General features: G+C 68.9%; 20 protein-coding genes. 14 read left to right on the top strand and 6 right to left on the bottom strand.

Annotated features, from left to right (window positions below):
- The first annotated feature begins 199 nt into the window (after nucleotides 1-199).
- The 5 genes from ACQ5DX_RS00370 (at nucleotide 200) to ACQ5DX_RS00390 (ending at nucleotide 5,731) form a co-directional block, all read left to right on the top strand.
- Nucleotides 200-1,408: a sensor histidine kinase gene (locus ACQ5DX_RS00370; RefSeq protein ID WP_430330722.1), complete on the top strand. Its 1,209-nt coding sequence runs from the start codon at nucleotides 200-202 to the stop codon at nucleotides 1,406-1,408.
- Nucleotides 1,409-1,450: 42 nt separating this feature from the next.
- Nucleotides 1,451-2,101: a response regulator gene (locus ACQ5DX_RS00375; protein ID WP_430330723.1), complete on the top strand. Its 651-nt coding sequence runs from the start codon at nucleotides 1,451-1,453 to the stop codon at nucleotides 2,099-2,101.
- A gap of 100 nt (nucleotides 2,102-2,201) precedes the next feature.
- Nucleotides 2,202-3,230: a winged helix-turn-helix transcriptional regulator gene (locus ACQ5DX_RS00380; RefSeq protein ID WP_430330724.1), complete on the top strand. Its 1,029-nt coding sequence runs from the start codon at nucleotides 2,202-2,204 to the stop codon at nucleotides 3,228-3,230.
- Between the two features lie 43 nt (nucleotides 3,231-3,273).
- Nucleotides 3,274-4,947, top strand: a complete 1,674-nt coding sequence (locus tag ACQ5DX_RS00385; protein WP_430330725.1) for a class I adenylate-forming enzyme family protein — start codon at nucleotides 3,274-3,276, stop codon at nucleotides 4,945-4,947.
- A gap of 43 nt (nucleotides 4,948-4,990) precedes the next feature.
- Nucleotides 4,991-5,731 carry a DsbA family oxidoreductase gene (locus ACQ5DX_RS00390; protein ID WP_430330726.1) on the top strand — a complete coding sequence of 247 codons (741 nt, stop codon included), beginning with the start codon at nucleotides 4,991-4,993 and terminating at the stop codon, nucleotides 5,729-5,731.
- A 1-nt stretch (nucleotide 5,732) separates the two neighbouring features.
- On the opposite strand, the gene ACQ5DX_RS00395 is transcribed toward ACQ5DX_RS00390, so the two are convergent.
- The 3 genes from ACQ5DX_RS00395 to mhuD all read right to left on the bottom strand — a co-directional run bounded on the left by ACQ5DX_RS00395 (nucleotide 5,733) and on the right by mhuD (nucleotide 7,295).
- The gene (locus ACQ5DX_RS00395) at nucleotides 5,733-6,554 is read right to left on the bottom strand and encodes a CbtA family protein (protein WP_430330727.1); all 822 of its coding nucleotides are present in this window, start codon (nucleotides 6,552-6,554) and stop codon (nucleotides 5,733-5,735) included.
- A complete protein-coding gene (locus tag ACQ5DX_RS00400; RefSeq protein WP_430330728.1) occupies nucleotides 6,545-6,739 on the bottom strand; it encodes a CbtB domain-containing protein in 195 nt (64 codons plus the stop codon). The genes ACQ5DX_RS00395 and ACQ5DX_RS00400 overlap by 10 nt, the downstream gene beginning before the upstream one ends.
- Before the next feature lie 241 nt (nucleotides 6,740-6,980).
- Complete coding sequence (gene mhuD / locus ACQ5DX_RS00405; RefSeq protein ID WP_430330729.1) at nucleotides 6,981-7,295, bottom strand: mycobilin-forming heme oxygenase MhuD; 315 nt, start codon at nucleotides 7,293-7,295, stop codon at nucleotides 6,981-6,983.
- Nucleotides 7,296-7,362: 67 nt separating this feature from the next.
- Here mhuD and ACQ5DX_RS00410 point away from each other — a divergent pair, with 67 nt between their 5' ends.
- Nucleotides 7,363-8,103, top strand: a complete 741-nt coding sequence (locus tag ACQ5DX_RS00410; RefSeq protein ID WP_430330730.1) for an alpha/beta fold hydrolase — start codon at nucleotides 7,363-7,365, stop codon at nucleotides 8,101-8,103.
- 15 nt (nucleotides 8,104-8,118) lie between these two features.
- On the opposite strand, the gene ACQ5DX_RS00415 is transcribed toward ACQ5DX_RS00410, so the two are convergent.
- Complete coding sequence (locus ACQ5DX_RS00415) at nucleotides 8,119-8,991, bottom strand: A/G-specific adenine glycosylase (RefSeq protein ID WP_430335506.1); 873 nt, start codon at nucleotides 8,989-8,991, stop codon at nucleotides 8,119-8,121.
- Nucleotides 8,992-9,105: 114 nt separating this feature from the next.
- On the opposite strand from ACQ5DX_RS00415, the gene ACQ5DX_RS00420 reads away from it, so the two are divergent.
- The 7 genes from ACQ5DX_RS00420 (at nucleotide 9,106) to ACQ5DX_RS00450 (ending at nucleotide 13,871) form a co-directional block, all read left to right on the top strand.
- Complete coding sequence (locus ACQ5DX_RS00420) at nucleotides 9,106-9,732, top strand: carbonic anhydrase (RefSeq protein ID WP_430330731.1); 627 nt, start codon at nucleotides 9,106-9,108, stop codon at nucleotides 9,730-9,732.
- A gap of 79 nt (nucleotides 9,733-9,811) precedes the next feature.
- Nucleotides 9,812-10,501, top strand: a complete 690-nt coding sequence (locus tag ACQ5DX_RS00425; protein ID WP_430330732.1) for a hypothetical protein — start codon at nucleotides 9,812-9,814, stop codon at nucleotides 10,499-10,501.
- Nucleotides 10,502-10,614: 113 nt separating this feature from the next.
- Nucleotides 10,615-10,911 carry a hypothetical protein gene (locus tag ACQ5DX_RS00430; RefSeq protein ID WP_430330733.1) on the top strand — a complete coding sequence of 99 codons (297 nt, stop codon included), beginning with the start codon at nucleotides 10,615-10,617 and terminating at the stop codon, nucleotides 10,909-10,911.
- Nucleotides 10,911-11,858, top strand: coding sequence for an FAD:protein FMN transferase (locus ACQ5DX_RS00435; RefSeq protein WP_430335507.1), 948 nt, complete (start codon nucleotides 10,911-10,913; stop codon nucleotides 11,856-11,858). Before ACQ5DX_RS00430 ends, ACQ5DX_RS00435 begins: the two co-directional genes overlap by 1 nt.
- On the top strand, nucleotides 11,858-12,421 hold the full coding sequence (locus ACQ5DX_RS00440; protein WP_430330734.1) for a ferric reductase-like transmembrane domain-containing protein: 564 nt from the start codon (nucleotides 11,858-11,860) through the stop codon (nucleotides 12,419-12,421). The genes ACQ5DX_RS00435 and ACQ5DX_RS00440 overlap by 1 nt, the downstream gene beginning before the upstream one ends.
- Nucleotides 12,422-12,507: 86 nt before the next feature.
- A complete protein-coding gene (locus tag ACQ5DX_RS00445; RefSeq protein ID WP_430330735.1) occupies nucleotides 12,508-13,638 on the top strand; it encodes an NADH-ubiquinone oxidoreductase-F iron-sulfur binding region domain-containing protein in 1,131 nt (376 codons plus the stop codon).
- 17 nt (nucleotides 13,639-13,655) lie between these two features.
- Nucleotides 13,656-13,871 (top strand): ferredoxin, encoded by a 216-nt coding sequence (locus ACQ5DX_RS00450; protein ID WP_430330736.1) that lies wholly within the window; start codon nucleotides 13,656-13,658, stop codon nucleotides 13,869-13,871.
- Between the two features lie 11 nt (nucleotides 13,872-13,882).
- On the opposite strand, the gene disA is transcribed toward ACQ5DX_RS00450, so the two are convergent.
- Entirely contained in the window at nucleotides 13,883-14,968 is a 1,086-nt protein-coding gene (disA, locus tag ACQ5DX_RS00455) for a DNA integrity scanning diadenylate cyclase DisA (RefSeq protein ID WP_430330737.1), read from the bottom strand.
- A gap of 137 nt (nucleotides 14,969-15,105) precedes the next feature.
- On the opposite strand from disA, the gene ACQ5DX_RS00460 reads away from it, so the two are divergent.
- On the top strand, nucleotides 15,106-15,666 hold the full coding sequence (locus tag ACQ5DX_RS00460; RefSeq protein ID WP_430330738.1) for a PaaI family thioesterase: 561 nt from the start codon (nucleotides 15,106-15,108) through the stop codon (nucleotides 15,664-15,666).
- A 3-nt stretch (nucleotides 15,667-15,669) separates the two neighbouring features.
- Here the strand turns inward: ACQ5DX_RS00460 and radA are convergent, their stop codons facing one another.
- A complete protein-coding gene (radA, locus tag ACQ5DX_RS00465; RefSeq protein WP_430330739.1) occupies nucleotides 15,670-17,058 on the bottom strand; it encodes a DNA repair protein RadA in 1,389 nt (462 codons plus the stop codon).
- Nucleotides 17,059-17,095 lie beyond the last annotated feature (37 nt).

Below are 17,095 nucleotides of genomic sequence, written 5' to 3' on the forward strand. Positions count from 1 at the left end.
CGACGACGCGGTCCGTGATGGGCCCGCGTCGGGCTCTGTCGTAAGCACACCGCGTGCGGGGGCTCGTCGTCTTCCTCCGGAAGTCGGACCGCGCTCCTCATTTCGGACGGTCTTCGGGCGGCCCGATCGTCCGGACGGGCACATCGTCCGACGTTCGGCGGATGTCGGGCTGTCGGCGCTCGTGCGTACGGTTCTGTCCGTGAAATCCGAGACTGCCGGCAGGATCTCCCGCCGACTCTGGACGGTCGGCGCCGTCACACTCAGCGTCTTCTGTTCCCTGATGACGGTCGGCCTCGCCGCCAACTCGGGAAAGACGCCGGCCTGGAACCACTGGATCGGGCTCGTCCTTGCGCTGGTCGCGGCGGCGGCGCTGACGCGCCGGCACCAGTACCCGTGGCAGGTCCTCGGCGTCGCTCTGCTGGCTCCGCTGGTGTTCGAGACGGACGCGACGGCGGCGCTCATCGCGCTGTTCGCGGTCACCCGGGTCGCGCGGGGAGTCCGGTTGGCGGGCGCCGCGGTGGCGGTGTTCGTGGCGTGCGCGGTCTCGCTCACCTACGACGCGCATCGGTTGCGGGAGTACTCGGTGCTCACGATGACGCCGATTCCCGAGAGCGGGGTGGTGGAGCAGTACGACGTGGCGTTGTGGATCCCTTGGCTCGTCGCGGCGGTCCTGGTAGGGCTGGTGCTGGTGCTCGCGCTGTGGGCGCGCACCCGAGGCCAACTCGCCCTGGCCGAGCAGAGCCGTGACGCCGCCACCGAGCAGACGGACGCGATCCGTGACGAGATGATCCGGGCGGAGGAGCGCACCCGGATCGCCCGCGACATGCACGACACGTTGGCCGCGAGCTTGAGCCGGATCTCGTTGTTCGCCGGCGCGTTGCAGGTCAACGCCGCCGAGTCGCCGGAGAAGGTTGCGAACTCGGCGGCGCAGATCCGGGCGACGGCGCACGAGGCGCTGGACGACCTCAAGGGGATCGTCGGGGTCCTGCGAGGCACGGCCGGTCCGCGGGAACGGGTCGGACATCAAGGGATCGACGCCGTGCCCGCGCTCGTTCAGTCGGCCAGGGCGGCCGGGATGCACTGTGCGCTCGGCACGGACCTCGCCCCCGGCGACGTCGGGATCCTGGCGGGGCACGTCTGCTACCGGGTGGTGCAGGAGGCGCTCACCAACGCGCAGAAGTATGCCAGTGATCAGGTGGTGGCCATCTCGGTGACGGGCGCGCCGGAGACCGGAATCCACATAACGGTTCGGAATCTGTTGAGCGCCAGGCCCGCTCAGGTCGATGTCGGATCCCGGACCGGGCTGCGTGGGCTCGCCGAACAGGCTCGGGACATCGGCGGGAAGCTCGAAGCCGGACGCATCGATGCGGAGTTCGTCGTGAACTGCTGGGTTCCCTGGTCCGGCTGATTTGCCGGATTTGTCGGCGGCAGAGCATATTCTGGCCACACTATGACCGATTCCGGCCCGATAACCGTGTTGATAGTCGACGACGACCCGTTCGTACGGCGAGGTGTCGCCGACATCTTCAAGCCCGTCCCGGACATCATGGTCGTGGGTGACGCGAGTGACGGCGACGAGGTCCTCGCTGCCGTGCGGACCTTTCGCCCGCACGTCGTGCTGATGGATCTCAAGATGAAGCGGGTCGACGGTCTCGAGGCGACACGGATGCTGATGGAGTTGCCGAATCCTCCCCGCGTCGTGGCGATGACGTCGATGGATGTCGACGATCTCGTCGTCAAGTCGGTCGCGGCCGGAGCCCACAGCTTTCTCAGTAAGGACGAGCCTCCGCACACGTTTCATCAGTCGGTGCGGGTGGTTGCGGCTGGGAACACGTTGTTCAGCCCGGAATCGTTGCGCCGCATCGTTGCAGCGGGTGGTGCGATCCGAGCGAACGGCCCGGACCTGAGCCGCCTCACCGACCGTGAGCGGGACGTGCTCGCGGTGCTGGCCGAGGGGGAGTCCAACGCCGACATCGGCCGGCGACTGTTCATGAGCGAGACGACGGTCAAGTCGCACGTATCGGCGATCCTCGGCAAGCTCGGCGCGCGCAATCGAGTCGAGGCGGCCCTGAGCGCGTTCCGGGCCGGACTCGTCGTCTGATCGCGTCGTTCGGTCGACCGTTCGATTCCGCTCGACTGCCCCCGCACGACGAACTCGCTGTGCCATACTCCCCGCCGAGTGGCGAGGGGGGAGTCTGGTCGTGCGTGGCAACGGTGGTGCGCTCGAACCCGGGGGTCACAATGCGCTCGCGATCGCCTTCGGGGTCCTGGGCGACGAATGGAACCTGTGGATCCTGAGTCGGGCGTTGCAGGGGACTCGGCGGTACCGGGATTGGCTCGGGGGCGGCGAGATCTCGAATTCGGTTCTGACGGGCCGGCTTGCACGCCTCGTCGAAGTGGGATTGCTCGAGAAGGTGGCCTTCCCGCAAGAGTCGGTGCGGGTGGAGTATTTGCTGACGGACTGCGGCCGGGCGGTGTGGTCCGTCCTGGCGACGATGTCGTCGTGGGAGCGCCGCTGGGCGCCCGACAGCAGGGTCGGACTGCTGCGGATGCGGCACGTCGCCTGCGGCGCGGAGGTCACACCGGTGATGGTGTGCGCGCGGTGTCGTGAACCGGCGGGTTTCGAGGACGTCGCGACCAGCGTCGGCCCGAGTGGAGGTTCCCGGCGCAGCATTCCGGCGGCGTCGAGTCGTCGGCGCACCAGCGGACCCCGTCGGCCGTCGCAGTTTCCGCACACGATGGAGTTGGTCGGCAACCGGTGGTCGGTCGCGCTCATGGGGGCAGCGGCGTTCGGTGCGACGAGGTTCGGAGAGTTCCGCGATTGGACGGGGGCCTCGTCGGCGATCGTGGCCGATCGGCTCCGTAGTTTCACCGATCTCGGGGTGATGAGCGAGCGGCCGGCGCCGGAGCACCCGGGCCGCGTCACGTATCACCTCACCGGGAAGGGGCGGGACTTCTTCCCGGTCGTGATGCACATGATCGAGTGGGGTCAGTGGTGGTTCCGGGCACCGGAGGGCAGCGCCGTCCTGACCCACCACGGGCCGTGCGCCGGATCCTTTTCGCCCCGACTGGTGTGCGGCGAGTGTTGCGGATTGCTGCAGGCCAGGGAGATTTCCATCGAGTCTTCGGGGACCTCGTCGGACGTCGTCGACGACTGGTTGTCAGGACCGGGTCGCGCAGCGGCAACAATCCATGGTAAATCTAGTGATCTAGATCACACCGCTAACTGAAGTGACGACGGTCGGGGCGTCGGATCTACGTATGGGAGGGCACATGGGGAGCCTGAAGATTCACCCGCAGATCCGCATCGACGAGTACACCACCGCGGGGGAGTGGACTCGGGAGACGGTTCAGCAACTGTTCGCCGATCGCGTCCGGGAGCGGGGAACCCAGCTCGCCGTCGTCGATCCCGTCAACAAGGCCGAGTACGTCGACGGACTGCCGCGTCGGGTCACCTGGGCCGAGCTTGCCGCCGAGGTCGATCGGCTCGCGGCGGTCCTGCTCGAGGCCGGTGTGCGTGCCGGTGACGTCGTCGGGGTCCAGCTGCCGAACACTGTCGAACAGGTAGTCGTGTTCCTCGCGTCGTGGCGGATCGGGGCGATGGTGTCGCCGCTGCCGGTGCACTCGACGGAATCCGAGATCGTGGACGTGTGCAACGAATCGTGCGTCAGTTCGTTCGTGACCGCGGGTCGAGTCGGGTCCAATCCTACTGCTGCCCGGGTGATGTCGGCGCGATCGCAGATTCCCACTCTGCGGTCGGTGCTCAGCTACGGCGTCGGCGTGCCCGACGGCGTCGTGCGAATCGGACACACCGTTCCGACGTCGGCCGACGCCGAGCGGGTCGCCGCCCACGCGGCCGCTCATGCCGTCGACCCGAACGACTGCATCGCCATCTGTTGGACTGCCGGTACGGGAGGCGCACCGAAAGGTGTGCCGCATGCGCATTACGAATCACTCAGCCTGGCAAGGATAGTCGTCGCGGCCGCACATCTGACCGCGGACGACGTCATGCTGAACCCCTTCCCGATGATGACCGCAGCCGGGATCACCGGAACCCTGCTTCCGTGGTTGTCGGTCGGTTGCGTACTGGTGCAGCACCAGCCGTTCGACGTCGGAGTGTTCCTGAACCAGATCGCCGAGGAGAAGGTCACCTACACCGCCGGGCGCCCGGCCGTACTCGCCGCGATCGAACGACGCGACGCGCCCGCCGTGGACCTGTCGACGGTCACCCGCATCGGCGTCGGATCCGCGCCGCTCGCCCCCGGCACCGCGCAGGCGTGGAAGGACCGGTACGGCGTGGAACTGGTCGGCTACTTCGGCACCATCGAGGGCGTGAGCCTGCAGGCGGAACCGCTGTCACGGGTGGGGTCGGGGCAGCGGTCCCTGCTCTACCCGCGGACCGGATACGCCAACGGCACGCAGATCAAGCTCGCCCGGTGTGAGACCGGCACGGAGATCCTGGATCACGGTGTCGTGGGTGAGTTGCGGGTCAAGGGGCCGACGGTGTTCGCGGGCTACCTCAACCCGGCCCGCGACCGAGACCCGTTCGACTCCGACGGATACCTCCGGACCGGAGAGCTGTTCGCGATCGACGGGCCCGACGACGGCTACCTGCGGTACGTCGACCGGGCGGCAGATCTGATCGTCCACGACGGCGTGCCCATCAGATCGATGGAACTCGAGATGCTGATCTCCGAGCATCCGTCCGTCGTGGAGGCGGCGGTCATCGGCTGCCCTGACGGGCGCTCCGGTGAGCGCGTCGTCGCAGTCGTGTCGTGCCGGCCCGGCTCGGTGCTCAGCCTCGAGGAGCTCGCGCAGTTCCTTGCGGACCGCGGCGTCGGCGCGCTGGAGATACCGCAGCGGCTCGTCATCTCCCGGGGGTTGCCGCGCAATCATGCCGGCAACGTGCTCAAGCGGTTGTTGCGCGAGGATCTCGGTCGGGGATGAGGCCCGGAGCGAGCGCTCGGCCGGTGTGTGTTCGAATGCCCTTGTGACCATCGAGAGCAACGCCAGCACCCAGTCCGGAACCGAACTCCCCGACGTCCTGATCGAGGTGTGGTCGGACATCGCCTGCCCGTGGTGCTACGTCGGCAAGCGGCGATTCGCGGCGGCACTTGCCGAATTCCCTCAGCGTGAACGGGTTTCGGTGGTCTGGCGGTCGTATCAGCTCGCCCCCGACACCCCGGTCGGGGCGCGACGCAGCCAGCTCGAGCTCGTCGGCGAGCGTCGTGGCGTACCGGTCGAGCAGGCGCGGGAGCTCTACCAGCACGTCGCCCGCACAGCCGCGGGGGACGGTGTGACCATGGACGTCGACGCCATCATCGCGGCCAACACGTTCGACGCTCACCGCCTCCTGCACCTGGCGGGGGAGCACCGGGACGAGCTGCTCGAGGGGCTGTTCCGGGGGTACTTCAGCGAGGGCAAGGCGCTCGACGATCGCGCCGTCCTGGTCGAGATCGCGGCGAGCGCCGGTCTGGACCCCGCGGAGACGGCCGCGGCGCTGGAGAGCGACGCCGGTGCCGACCTGGTGCGCGCGGACGTCGAGACCGCCCGGCAGCTCCAGGTGTCGGGGGTGCCGTTCTTTGTGGCGAACCGTCGTCTGGCGGTGTCGGGTGCGCAGTCCGTGGACGTGTTCACGGAGCTGCTGCGTCAGGCTCTGGAACATGCAGACAGCAGTGCAGCCCTCGGCGGGGAGGCCGAGGGCTGCACCGACGATTCGTGCGCGATCTGAGCTAGCGGATCACGCGGCGCTGGGCGCGTTCGGTCAGGAACGCGTACCCCAGTCCCAGGGCGAGCCACAGCGTTGCCTGGGTCGCGAGCGACGAGATGCGGAACTGCCACAGCAGCGTGGCGGGGAAGTCCTCGCCCACCTCGTTGATCCCGGGCAATGCGATGTAGCCCACGGCTACCACCACGAGGAAGGCGGCGACCTGTCCGATCACGCGGACGGACACCAAGTCCTGGTCCCGAAGCAGTCGTCCCACGTACACAGCGGCCGCCACGGCGACCAGGCCGAGGATCACCGACGCGAGCCACAGCAGGGTCCGCTCGTTGATCGTGTCCGGATCGCCGACTGCCGGCGGGTTGGCGGGGTACTTGAAGAACGGCACGGCTTCGATTGCGAGCCAACCGCATCCGGCCACCACCGCGGCGAGGACCGGTCCGGGCAGGGCGGTGAACCGGCGTGCGTAGTGGACGACGACCGAGAAGATCGCGCCGAGCGCCAGGCCGGCGAATCCGGTGGCGAGGAACAGGCCGAATCGCTGTCCGGTACGACTGACGAGTTCGTCGTCGCCGTGTGAATGGCCTCCGGCCTCGGTCGCGTCGTCGGTGGCCGCGGCCTCGTGATCGTGAGATGCGGCTCCGCTGCCGTCCGCATGGTGGTCCGGCTCGGCGGGTGCGTTGGCGGACTCCTCGATCTCGATGGCCGCCTGCACGTGCGGCTCGCCGAGCGCGAACGCGACGACGCCGCCCAGCAGGCCGGCGATCAGGCCGGCCAGCAGGCCGCGCAGAAGGAGGGTTTTGAGGCTTTCGGTGATAGTCGTCAGTGGCACGGCAGGCCCAGCAGGTGCCGACCGTCATGCATCAGTTCGTGCATGTACATGCCGCTGCGGGAGATTGCGCCCTGATCGAAACCGACCAGGTAGAGCGCGAGCATCGCGAGCAGCACGACTGCCGCAGCGATGAGTGCGACAGCGGTCGAGTCGACCGACTTGTCGGGTGAATAGGCAATTGCCATCGGTGCCTCCAGGGATTTCGCGTCCCGCTAGGTCCATGCGATGGCCGAGGTGTCTGGCTCTCGAGGACGGGCCTCGATCACAGTGGCGCGACCGCTCCGGAGTGGTACCGGATTACCGTCGATCCATCGCTCTGTCGAGCGAACTTTGGCACCATGCAGGTCATGGTGTCAATCGAGCGATCGACACCATGACCGGAATGTCCGATATTGCCGCCGGTGCGGCCGAACCGGATGCGGTGGATCAGGACTCGGACGACGCTGCCACGTCGAGAACCACCTCGAACTCGAGCAGCGACGCGCCGGTGGCGACCGGCTTCGCGCGCTCGCCGGCGTGCGCCTCGCGGGCCGGGCCGCTCGCCCACGCCTGGAACGCCTCGTCGGACTCCCACTGCGTGACCACGAAGTAGCGGTTGTCGCCCTTCACCGGGCGCAGGAGCTGGAACCCGAGGAATCCGGGGGAGTTCTCGACCGCGTGTGCACGGTGCGCGAAGCGCTTCTCCAGCTCGGGCCCCGCGCCCTCGGGGACCTCGATTGCATTGATCTTCACGACTGCCATGGACGCGAGGGTACTCCGGCGACGCAGGCTCTCCCCGGGATCGCGAGCGTCGGCTACCGTCGATCTCGTGTTGCACGACGAGGGTGGGACCGGGCGGCCGATACTGCTGTTGCACGGGCTGATGGGCAGTGCGCGGACGTGGTCGCGCCACGTGTCGTGGCTGCGCGACCACGGCCACGTCTACACGTTCGACGCGGCCGGGCACGGGCGTCCGATCGACGGCGATCCGACGACCGAACTGTTCGTTGCGGACCTCGCCGCGGCGCTGTCCGGGCTCGACGAGCCGCTGACCGTGATCGGTCACTCGATGGGTGCGCTGCACGCGTGGTGTTTTGCCGCCGCCCATCCCGAGCGGGTCCGGGCGCTGGTGCTCGAGGACATGGCGCCGGACTTCCGTGGGCGCACTGCCAAGGACTGGGCGGCAATGGTTTCCGCGTGGCCGCAGCCGTTCCCCACCGAGGAGGCGGTGCTCGAGTTCTTCGGTGAGGTCGCGGGCCGCTACTTCCTGGCGTCGTTCGAGCGCCGCGCCGATGGCTGGTACCTGCACGGTGACGTCGAGACGTTCCGCGATATCTCGGAGGAGTGGGGCACCCGCGACTTCTGGCGGCAGTGGGAGGCGGTGCGCGCTCCCGCGCTGCTGATCGAGGGGGAATTCACCATCACCCCCGAGGGACAGATGCGGCGCATGCTCGAAGGGCACGACGGCGCCCGCTACGTGTGGGTGGCGCAGGCCGGACATCTCGTGCACGACGACCAGCCCGAGCGGTACCGGGACGCCGTCGAGGAGTTCCTGAAGTCGCTCGAGTGAGCTCGCGCGGGCCGGTCAGTTACCCTCGCCGGCCAGTGCGAACAGTCCGTCCTCGGTCTGCTCGATCAGCCCGTCGACCAGCAGCGAGTCCAGGGCGCGGTCCCGCTGGCCCGGGTCGCTGAGCCACACCAGGTCCAGTTGTGCGCGCTCGACCGGATGCGCGCTGCCGCGCAGCACATCCATCAGCTTTCCGCGGACCTGACGGTCGGTACCCGCGAACTTCTGCACCTTGCGGGGCTCGCCGGTGAACGCGGGCCGTCCAGCCGCCACCCAGGCACACCGCGGGAGGGGGCAGTTCGCGCAGTCCGGAGTCCGCGCAGTGCACACCGTCGCGCCCAGTTCCATCAGCGCCGCCGAGAACCGCGCCGCGCGTTCCCGGGTGCGCGGCAGCAGCGCGTCGACGTCGGCCATGTCGCGTTTGGCCGACGGGTTGCCCTGGTCGGCCCGGCCGTGGACGGCGCGGGCCACGACGCGCCGGACGTTCGTGTCCACCACGGGCACCCGCTGTCCGTAGGCGAAGCACGCGACCGCCCGGGCGGTGTAGTCGCCGATGCCGGGCAGGCTCAGCAGGACGTCGACGTCGGTGGGGACCTCGTCGCCGTGCTCGGCGGCCAGGACACCCGCGCACTCGTGCAGCCGCAGCGCCCGCCGCGGGTATCCGAGCTTGCCCCACGCGCGCAGGACGTCGGCCTGGCTGGACGCGGCCATCAGCGACGGCACCGGCCAGCGGCGCACCCATTCCTCCCAGATCGGGGCGACGCGGACAACTGGGGTCTGCTGCAGCATGATCTCGCTCATCAGGATCTGCCAGGCCGTGACGCCGTCGCGCCGCCACGGCAGATCCCGGGCCTGTTCGCCGTACCACCGCAGCAGCGCCGAACTGTCCATCGATATCGCAGACACCGAAACTCTCACCCTTCTTCATGCACCGCACGGGCGTTCGTCACGGATCGTCGTCGATCCAACCGAGACGAGGGAGGGCGGAGGGTGCACAATTGCCCCATGCCCAATTCCAACCCGATCTCCGCTTGGAAGGCCCTCAAGCAGGGTAACGAGCGTTTCGTCAGCGGCACCCCGCTGCATCCGAGCCAGGGTATTGCCGACCGCGCGAAACTGGTCGACGCCCAGCATCCGACGGCCGTGATCTTCGGCTGCGGCGACTCGCGTGTGGCCGCCGAGATCATCTTCGACCAGGGCCTCGGCGACACGTTCGTCGTCCGCACCGCCGGTCATGTGATCGACAGTGCGGTCCTCGGCTCGATCGAGTACGCCGTCGAGGTCCTCAAGGTTCCGCTGGTCGTGGTGTTCGGCCACGACAGCTGTGGCGCGGTCAAGGCCACGCTCGACGCGCTCGACAATGGGGCCATCCCCAACGGCTTCATCCGCGACGTCGTCGAGCGAGTCTCGCCGTCGATCCTGATGGGCCGCCGCGAGGGACTCACCACCGTCGACGAACTCGAAGGCCGACACGTCGTCGAGACGGGGGCGCTGCTGATGCAGCGGTCACGGATCATCTCCGAGGCGGTCGAGGCAGGCCGGTGCGCCATCGTCGGCGTCACCTACAAGCTGTCCGACGGAGACATCAAGCTGCAGAGCGTCGTCGGTGACGTCGGCGAGTCGGCGGACTGAGACGAAATGGACGGGGGCAACGGGCGACACGCCGGGATTGCTGAAGCGAGGGCAGGTCGCATGGAATTACGGTTGACACGTGCTTGAACCGAACGGACCGTTGCCCCCCGAGATCTACTGGCGTCGGCGCGCCGTTGCCCTGGGCGCGATCGTCGTCGTGGTCGTGCTGGTCGTGTGGATCATCGCGTCGGTTCGCGGTGGCGACGACTCTCCGGAGTCGGAGGCCGCGGCCGCGACGTCGGAGCTGACCGACTCGAGCACCTCCAGCGAGCCGACGTCCGGGTCGGACAACGCGGCCGGATCGGCGTCGTCGACCACCGGATCGTCGGTCACCGGCACATCGGCGACCGGCACCACGAGCGCCGACGCGGCGACCGCGCAGTGCGCCGACCAGTCGCTCGCGATCAAGGCGACGCCCGACCAGCCGCAGTACAAGATCGGCGACGAGCCCAGTTTCACCATCGCGATCACCAACATCGGCACCACCAAGTGCGAACGCGACCTGGGTTCGGCCATGCAGCAGGCGCTCGTGTACACCCTCGACGGGAACAAGCGGCTGTGGTCCAACGTCGACTGCTACCCGAACGCCGACCCGGCGGTCCAGGTCCTCGAGCCCGGCGGCCAGGCACGGTTCACCGTCAAGTGGTCCGGCAAGAGCTCGGAGCCCGGCTGCACCGCCCCGCGCAACCAGGTTCCCCCCGGCGGCTACACGGTGGTCGCCCAGCTCGGCGGGCTGCGCAGCGCGCCCGAGCCGTTCAATTTCGCCTGACCTGCTTGGCAGGCCGGGGTGGCCGGCGTGAGGTGATCGCCACCGGGCTCTGAGACACAGCAACTTCACAGCGGATGTGCAGCCGCGTTTCAGTAGCGCCCGGGACTGTCGAGATGGACAGATCGATCAGCGCACGGAAGGGCTACTCGATGACCACGCCGCAGGAGGGTTTCCGCAAAGCCAGAGCCGTCACCGCCACTCTCGTCGCCCTCGGTGTGGCCGGGACGGCCGCCGGAACGGCGCTCGCCTATGCGGACGCGCATCCCGCGGCATCCGACCCGGTCGTGTCCACCTCGGCCACCGAGCCCGGGGCGTCTGCTTCCGGTTCGGCCCAAAGCCCGACTACCCGGGGCGCCCCGCCGTTGACCAGCGGGTCCGGCCGTGTCCACGGCCGATCGAGCGGATCGTGATGATCGCGCACTCGGCCTCTCCCGTGATGCGGGCGAACGACATCGCCGAATCGCATTGGCGTGTGTGGGGCCTCGACGCCTCCGTCGTCGTATGCGCGCCGGATCGACTCGATGCCGCCCGTACCATCATCGACAAGCATCTGCACCGAATCGAACTTGCATGCAGCAGATTTCGAGATGATTCGGAGATTCGCGCCGTCGAAAGCGCTCCTGGTCCCACGGTCGTCAGCCCCTTGCTGGCCCGCCTGGTGTCGACCGCGCTGACCGCCGCGGAGGAGACCGGTGGGGACGTGGACCCGACGATCGGGTCCGCACTGCTCCGGCTCGGATACGACCGCGACTTCTCCGAAATCGCGGGCCGCGATCTTCCTGCGCCGGCCACCTTCGTACCGGCCCCGTCGTGGACGCAGGTGATCCTGCACGATCGAACGCTGACGCTTCCTGCCGGAATCCGGCTCGACCTGGGAGCCACCGCGAAAGCACTGGCCGCCGATGATTGCGCGCGCATGGTCGCGACCGCCCTCGGAACGGGGGTGCTTGTCTGCCTGGGTGGCGACATCGCGACGGCGGGTGACGGGCCGCAGGGCGATTGGCAGATCCTGGTGCAGGACGGGGACGATGCGCCGGCCTGTCGGATCGCCTTGCCCGCGGGTGGTGCGGTCGCGACGTCGAGCACGAGGAAACGGCGGTGGAGCCAGAACGGCGCCACCGTCCACCACATCGTCGATCCACGCAGCGGCCGTCCTGCGCACGGCAACTGGCAGACCGTGAGCGTGGCCGCCCATTCCTGCGTCGAAGCCAACACCGCCAGCACCGCCTGCATCGTCCGAGGGGCGTCGGGAGCGAATTACCTTGCACAACTAGGGCTTCCCGCGCGCCTGGTGGATTCCGGCGGGTGGGTGCGGACGCTGGGCGGCTGGCCCGACTCCGCGGAGGTGGCGGCGTAGTGGACCAGGCATTGTGGGCGCTCGGGCGGGGGACCGGGGTCACGGCGTCGGTGTTCATGACGCTTTCGGTGGTCCTGGGCATCGCGACTCGGTCCGGCCGACCGATTCTGACGCTTCCGAGGTTCGGGGTGCTGGAGGTGCACCGAACCACAGCGCTCTTCGGGACGCTGTTGGTGTTGCTCCACATGGTCACCCTGCTGGCGGACCCCTACGCACAACTGAAACTGGTGGACTTGGTCGTTCCGTTCGTCGGCGACTATCGCCCGGTCTGGCTGGGTCTGGGAACACTGGCCTTCGACCTGTTGCTGGTGGTCGTCGCCACCAGCGTGCTCCGTCGCCGATTGGGCGCTCGCGTGTTCCGGGCGGTCCACTGGGCCACGTATGCGCTGTGGCCGCTCGCATTGGTACACGGACTCGGAAACGGCACCGATGCCGGGCACATCTGGTTCCTCGCCACCACTGTGGCCTCCATCGTCCTGGTCGCTGCAGCGGGTGTATTCCGCCTACGAGCCGACTACGTCGAGTACGCGCGCTCGCGGACTGCAGAGAGGGTCCGATCGTGAACCGTCATCTGTTCAGCTCTCCGAACGCTGCTTTCGGCAGTCACACAGCAACTTTCGGACCTCTCCCGGAATTTCCGCGGCGGGGCGTGCTGACCGACGCAGTCGCCGGAGCAGGGCTGACGGGAAGAGGCGGGGCGGGGTTTCCCACCGCCGACAAACTCGCCGCGATCTCCGGTCGACGGACCGTGGTGATCGGCAACGGCGCGGAGGGCGAGCCACTGAGCGACAAGGATGCGGTTCTGCTCTCGTGCGCCCCGCACCTGGTGATCGACGGTCTCGTGCTCGCCGCCCGGGAGGTCGGTAGTCGCGAGGTGTACCTGTACGCGGACGAGGCACGCCATCCACACCTCGAACACGCGCTCTCCGAACGACGGAGCGCGGGCCGCGGTGAGCCGGACGTCCGCCTGATCGGTGCGCCCGGAACCTTTGTCAGCGGCGAGAAGTCATCGATCGTCAACCGGATCGGCGGCGGGCCGGCCGTGCCCCTCGACCGGCGCACACACCTGTCGACGTCGGGACTGCGCGGGCGCCCGACTCTGATCAGCAACGTCGAGACCTTCGCGCACCTCGCGATGATCGCCCGCTACGGCGCTCACTGGTTTCGTTCCCGCGGAATGAACGGAGCCGCCGGAACGATGCTCGTCACCCTGTCCGGCGACCTTCGATCGGTCGGGGTGGTGGAGGTCCCGATGGGAATTCCGCTGGAGCAGTTGCTGATCGAGTACGGGAGAACGGACCCGCATGCCCTCCGCGCGGTACTGTGCGGCGGTTACCACGGAGGGTGGGTCACCTCGACCGAGCTTCACTCCACGATCCTGACCCCCGGTTCGCTGGCGCCGTACGGTGCCGGTCCCGGTGCCGGCGTCGTGCACGGACTCGGGGTCGAGCGGTGCGGCCTGACGGCGGCGGTCGGCATCGCCAGGTTCCTCGGTCAGCAGAGCGCCCGCCAATGTGGGCCCTGCACCAACGGTCTGCCGCGTATGGCGGAGTCGCTGGCGAACGTGGCCGCGGGCCGTTCCCCGAGCAGGTGCGAGCAGGAACTGTTGTTCCTGACCGACATGGTGGACGGACGGGGAGCGTGTGGACACCCCGACGGCGCCGTACGGTTCGTTCGCAGTTCGATGCGGGCCTTCGCCGGCGATGCCCGACACCACGCCGCAGGCAGGTGCGAAGCGCGTTCGGCTGTACCGGGATTCGATCGGGCGGTGTCGTCATGACGGGCTGGCGGTCACGAATGGCACTGCACATCGACTGGACTCAGTGCGACGGTCGCGGGCTGTGCAGCGAACTGTTGCCTGCACTGATCGAACGCGACGTGTGGGGTTATCCGCTCGCCCGGGACCGGACCCGGCAACCGGTCGTACCTGTCGGGATGGAGCGCGAAGCGCAGGCGGCCGCTTCGATGTGTCCGCGACTTGCGCTCAGCCTCGTCGAAGTGGACGGGCCGTAGGCCGTCGATGCCTAGTCGTAGGGTCCGCTGATCGACGCTTCGGCGAGCCGGGACAGGCCCTCGCGGATGTGCCGCGCCCACAACCCGCCGATCCCGTCCACGGACTGCAGATCCGCGGCCGTGGCGGCCAGCAGGCCCTGCAAGCTCCCGAACGAGCTGACCAGCCGGTGGATCTGCATGAACTGCAGCCGGGGGACACGGGTGAGAACGCGGTAACCGCGCGGGCTCATCGGCGCGTCGAGTGCCTCGATGGTGCCCGGGTACCCGAAGGCACGGGCCAGGGTCGTCAGATCGAGCAGATCCACGTCGGTGAGCTTGTCGATCGCCGCGAGGGTGCTGTCGACCGCCGCCGACGACGCGGGCTCGGACCCTGCCAGGTAGTCCCGGGCCATCAGCTGCCGCATCGCGTCGTTGTCGCCGACCAACTCCTCGAGCTGCAATGCCAGCTGTCGGCCGTCGGTGCCCAGCTCGAGCACGTCCTGCTCGATCTCGACCGACACGCGGCGCACCATCTCGAGGCGCTGCACCACGGTGAGCGCGTCGCGCAGTGTCACGAAGTCCTCGATCTCGACGACCGACAGCTGCCGGGTCACCTCGTCGAGCCGGGACTTGTAGCGCTCGAGCGTCGCGACGGCCTGGTTGGCGCGGGACAGGATCGTCGCCGAGCCGTCGACGACGTGCCGGATGCCGCCGACGTACACGCTGACGATGCTCATCGACTGGCTCACCGACACGACCGGGAATCCGGTCTGGATCGCGGTACGCTCGGCGGCGCGGTGCCGGGTGCCGGACTCGACCGTCGGGATCCTGTGGTCGGGCACCAGTTGCACGTTGGCGCGCACGATGCGGGTGCCGTCGGTGGACAGCACCACCGCGCCGTCCATCTTCGACAGCTCACGCAGGCGGGTGGGAGCGAACTCGACGTCGAGTTCGAATCCGCCGTCGCACAGTGCCTCGACCTGGTCGTTGTACCCGAGGACGATGAGCGCGCCGGTGCGGCCACGGAGAATGCGCTCGAGCGCGTCGCGCAGGGCCGTTCCGGGGGCGAGACGAGCGATCGTTTCGCGGAGCACGGCCGAAGGCGTGGCATCGTTCATCGCGAATCCCCCCTCGTGCGGTTGGTATCTCCGGTCGGTGCGGCGGACTCGATCGTTCGGAAGCCGAGTGAGTCCGATGTCACATCTGGCCGAGCCGCATTCAGGCCACGGTCGGGCCGTCTCTACATTACCTAGTTGTGAGCAGTACTTGGACCTTGCCCGATGACCTCGTTCTTCCGGAGGTGCCGGAGTGGTACCCGGCTCCGGGGGAGCCGCTCCCGCAGCACTGGTCCAAGTGCTTCGGCTGCGGTGACGATCAGCCTGCAGGTATGGCGATGAGTTTCCGGGCGGGCGACAAGCTGACGGTCACCGGCCGACTCGAGGTGGCCAAGCGCTACCAGGGCGGCCCCGGCGTGATCCACGGCGGCATCCTGTCCACCGCGTTCGACGAGGTGCAGGGCATGGCGTGCATGGTTCTCGGCGGCCCGGTGGTGACCGCGCATCTCGAGATCGACTTCGCGCGTCCGATCCCGCTGGGCTCGGTGCTCGAGTTCCGGGCCCGCATCGAGGGCACCGTCCGGCGCAAGGCGTACACGACGTCGGAGGCGTTCATCGTCGACGGCCCGGGCACCGATCCGGAAACCGCCGTCGCGACGTCGCGCGGCCTGTTCCTGACGGTCAATCCGGCGCACTTCCAGCCGACCGCGGCGTTCATCGACGGCGACCCGACGTCGCCGTTCGGCACGTCCGCCGTCTGACACTCAGCGAAGACTCAACGCCCGCAACGCATCTCCGACGTTCGAGACTTCCACCGGGCGGATGCCCTTGGGGAGGTCGCCGGAGTCGACCGGCACCACTGCGCGGGTGAAGCCAAGCCGTGCGGCCTCGGCGACCCTTCGAGCGACCCCGCTGACCCGGCGAACCTCGCCGGCCAGTCCCACCTCGCCGAGCACGACGGTTCCGGCGGGGATGGGGCGGTCCTTGCCGGCGGAGGCGACCGCCACGGCCAACGCGAGATCGCACGACGGGTCGGTCATCCGCATACCGCCGACCGTCGCGGCGTAGACCTCCCGGTCGGACAGCTTGATGCCGTGCCGGCGTTCGAGGACCGCCAGCACCATCGACACCCGCGCCGAGTCGAGCCCGCTCACGGCTCGTCGTGGTGACGGATTGTGGGTGGGCGCGACCAGCGCCTGCACCTCGCCGAGCAGCGGCCGCTTGCCGTCCATCGTGACCGTCACGGCGGTGCCGGACACCTCGTCGGTCCGGTGGTGCAGGAACAGCCCGGACGGGTCGCTGACGCCGACGATGCCGTCCTCGCGCAGTTCGAAGCAGCCCACCTCGTCGGCCGCGCCGAACCGGTTCTTGATGCCGCGGATCATCCGCAGCGACGAGTGCTTGTCGCCCTCGAAGTGCAGGACCACGTCCACGAGGTGCTCGAGCGAGCGGGGGCCGGCCACCGCACCGTCCTTCGTGACGTGACCGATCAGCAGGACCGGGACACCGCTGGCCTTCGCGAGTGAGGTCAGCGCGCTCGTGATCGCCCGCACCTGCGTGACGCCGCCGACGACGCCGTCGACGTCCGCGGCGAGCATCGTCTGCACCGAGTCGACGATCAGCAGCGTGGGCCGGACCTGCTCGACGTGCCCGAGGACCGTCGCGAGATCCGATTCGGCGGCGAGGTACACGCGCTCGTGCACCGCGCCCGTCCGGTCGGCGCGCAGCCGGACCTGGCCGGCCGATTCCTCACCGGTGACGTACAGCGCGCGATCGTCCGGTCCACGCGACGCCCACCGGTGCACGACCTCGAGCAGCAGCGTCGACTTGCCGACGCCCGGCTCACCCGCCAGCAGCACCACCGATCCCGGCACGACGCCGCCGCCCAGCACGCGGTCGAGTTCGTCCACGCCGGTGGCCTTGGCGCGGGTGGTGGTGCCGTCGATCTGGGTGATCGGGGTCGCCGGTGTGGTCGGCAGCAGTGCCGCCGCGCCGGCCCGCGCCAGCGACGCACCCGGACGAGCCGCGACTGCGGTGAGGACGGGTGCCTCGTCCATCGAGCCCCAGGTGCCGCACTCGGGGCAGCGGCCCACCCATTTCGCCACCGTGTGCTGACACGACGAACACCGGAAGCTGGATTTGGGTTTGGCCACGCGGGAAGCCTAGTGGCACATACCGACAGGGCCCTCA

This window comes from Rhodococcus sp. ACT016, assembly GCF_050477185.1.
Lineage (GTDB): Bacteria > Actinomycetota > Actinomycetes > Mycobacteriales > Mycobacteriaceae > Prescottella.

What these genes read in the sequence shown, in the direction of transcription:
- mhuD (WP_430330729.1), bottom strand. Translation starts at nt 7,295, where the DNA reads ATGGCAGTCGTGAAGATCAATGCAATCGAGGTCCCCGAGGGCGCGGGG.
- disA (WP_430330737.1), bottom strand. Translation starts at nt 14,968, where the DNA reads ATGAACGATGCCACGCCTTCGGCCGTGCTCCGCGAAACGATCGCTCGT.
- ACQ5DX_RS00435 (WP_430335507.1), top strand. Translation starts at nt 10,911, where the DNA reads ATGATCGCGCACTCGGCCTCTCCCGTGATGCGGGCGAACGACATCGCC.
- ACQ5DX_RS00420 (WP_430330731.1), top strand. Translation starts at nt 9,106, where the DNA reads ATGCCCAATTCCAACCCGATCTCCGCTTGGAAGGCCCTCAAGCAGGGT.
- ACQ5DX_RS00415 (WP_430335506.1), bottom strand. Translation starts at nt 8,991, where the DNA reads ATGGACAGTTCGGCGCTGCTGCGGTGGTACGGCGAACAGGCCCGGGAT.
- ACQ5DX_RS00400 (WP_430330728.1), bottom strand. Translation starts at nt 6,739, where the DNA reads ATGGCAATTGCCTATTCACCCGACAAGTCGGTCGACTCGACCGCTGTC.
- ACQ5DX_RS00450 (WP_430330736.1), top strand. Translation starts at nt 13,656, where the DNA reads ATGGCACTGCACATCGACTGGACTCAGTGCGACGGTCGCGGGCTGTGC.
- ACQ5DX_RS00375 (WP_430330723.1), top strand. Translation starts at nt 1,451, where the DNA reads ATGACCGATTCCGGCCCGATAACCGTGTTGATAGTCGACGACGACCCG.
- ACQ5DX_RS00385 (WP_430330725.1), top strand. Translation starts at nt 3,274, where the DNA reads ATGGGGAGCCTGAAGATTCACCCGCAGATCCGCATCGACGAGTACACC.
- ACQ5DX_RS00430 (WP_430330733.1), top strand. Translation starts at nt 10,615, where the DNA reads ATGGACAGATCGATCAGCGCACGGAAGGGCTACTCGATGACCACGCCG.